Annotated in this window: 2 protein-coding genes; both read left to right on the forward strand. The window is 35.9% G+C overall.

What is annotated here, in order from left to right; genetic code table 11:
- The first annotated feature begins 25 nt into the window (after positions 1-25).
- On the forward strand, positions 26-1,192 hold the full coding sequence (locus tag B2X33_RS01470; protein ID WP_296667059.1) for a phospholipase D-like domain-containing protein: 1,167 nt from the start codon (positions 26-28) through the stop codon (positions 1,190-1,192).
- A partial coding sequence (locus B2X33_RS01475) for a hypothetical protein (RefSeq protein WP_296667062.1) occupies positions 1,185-2,032 on the forward strand: 848 nt, incomplete at its 3' end. The genes B2X33_RS01470 and B2X33_RS01475, both read left to right, overlap by 8 nt.

Below are 2,032 nucleotides of genomic sequence, written 5' to 3' on the forward strand. Positions count from 1 at the left end.
TTCAATTTGTAAGGGAGAATGAGAGATGAATTTTGTGGATGAATGGAAACAAAATAAGGAGTATTTTTCCTTGCTTGAACTTATGGCGCGCCTTTCAAATCTTTTTAGCGACAGCTCAATTCCATTCTTGCATTACAGGGTTACTGAAAATCTTTTCTGTAAGTATTATAAAGCGGAAAATCTTTCGCGCTCAGATACAGCTTACGATGCAAAAAATGGCTCGTTTGGAGTCGGAATAAAAACTTTTACTTTGGCAAATAATGCAAGCACAGAAAAGGTCGCAGAATTTAATTCAATAAGTTCAGAATTGAAAAAATATAAAGGATATGATTTAGCCTATCAGCTTGCAGTCGCACGCAATGAAAGAATGATGCTAGGGCAGCGGCTTTATGGCATTTCAGATGGCTGCTATCACATTATCGGCCGGGTTGAGAATGGCCTTACAGTTTTTAACTCTTCCTATCCTCTTTTAAATACAGAAAAAATTCATGTAATAAAAGACACGGAAAAATCGCTTCAATTTGATGACGGAAAAGAGTTCTATAATTTTAATTATTCAAAAAGTACTTTGTTCAAGCATTTTGAAGTTCCTGAAGATTCCAAAGAAAAACAAGAAATTTCAGTTTCTATTATCCAAGATCCTTATGAGCTTCTTCGGAAACTTATTGACACAGAGGATTATGAAGGCAAATACACAGATATTTACAATATTCATAAAGTAATCCACGAGCAAGTCGCAAGCTTCAAAAAGCAATTAAGGTTTGGAATTGACTATGTATATCTGCCGCTTTATTCAGAAAGACTAAAAGAAGTTCCTTTAAAATCTGGTCTGAACCAATGGAACGCAGGCGGCAGAGCACGGGATGCAAATGAGATTTATATCCCGATTCCTCTTTCTATTCACCATGATTTTCCAGCTTTTTTCCCTCCGCGTGATACTCCATTTACACTTCATCTTCCAAACGGTTCTTCAATGTCTGCAAAAATCTGTCAGGACGGCGGAAAAGCGCTTATGTCAAATCCGAATAAAGAATTAGGAAAATGGCTTTTGCGGGATGTTCTTCACCTTAAAGAAGGCGAGCTTTTGACAATGGAAAAACTCAATCTCTTTGGCTTTGACAGCGTGATTATTACAAAAAACGATTCAGAAAATTTCAAAATAGATGTCCGGAGACGAAGTGAGAATGAATGATTTTGAAAAACATCAAGAAGAGAATTTAATTCAGGAAATAGTGGCCTGGAAATTAAGACGCCCTGAAGAATCTTGGGAATCTATTGACAAAAGCTTACTCATTGTTTTGGATAACGCTAGAGAATTTAAGGAAAATTATCCTGAAGATTTTATAAACTTAAAAGAAAAATGGATTTTAGAGGCAAGAAGAGTAATTGAATTAAAAACTGATTTTCATGGAATTTCAGCAAAACACGAACGCTGGTTTTCTTTTTCTGAACTGTATGACTCAAAATACTGGAACCATTTTGAGCAGCAGATGAAATCTGAGAACTGGGATAAAAATCGTCTTGAAATAAATAAACGGCAGTCAATTGAAATCATAAACCAGCTTTCAAATCCGCGGAGATTCGACACTTCAAAGGAAGATGCAACAAGAAAAGGATTGGTTTACGGTCATGTCCAGTCTGGAAAGACTGCCCAGATGTCTTCAATTATTTCAATGTATGCGTCTTGCGGATGCAGGTTTTTCATTGTTTTTTCAGGAATAACAAATTCTCTAAGAAATCAGACTCAAAGCCGGTTTAGAAAAGATTTAGGAATTGATAAAATGGGCGGCTGGGACTTGCTTACGGACAGTTCTGACAAATTGGGAAAAGATGATGTCTGCATAGAAGGAAAAATAAACGGCAGCAATCCAGTTCTTGTTGTATTCAAAAAAAATCCTCATGTTCTTCGCCGCCTAAAAGAGTATTTACAGAATATAAATAACGATACATTTTGGAAAAATGAAACAGTTCTTGTCATTGATGATGAATGTGACAACGCTTCTATGAATGTTGCAAAGCAGTTTGATAATGA

Origin of the sequence: Treponema sp. UBA785 (assembly GCF_002297065.1) — a bacterium.
GTDB lineage: Bacteria > Spirochaetota > Spirochaetia > Treponematales > Treponemataceae > Treponema_D.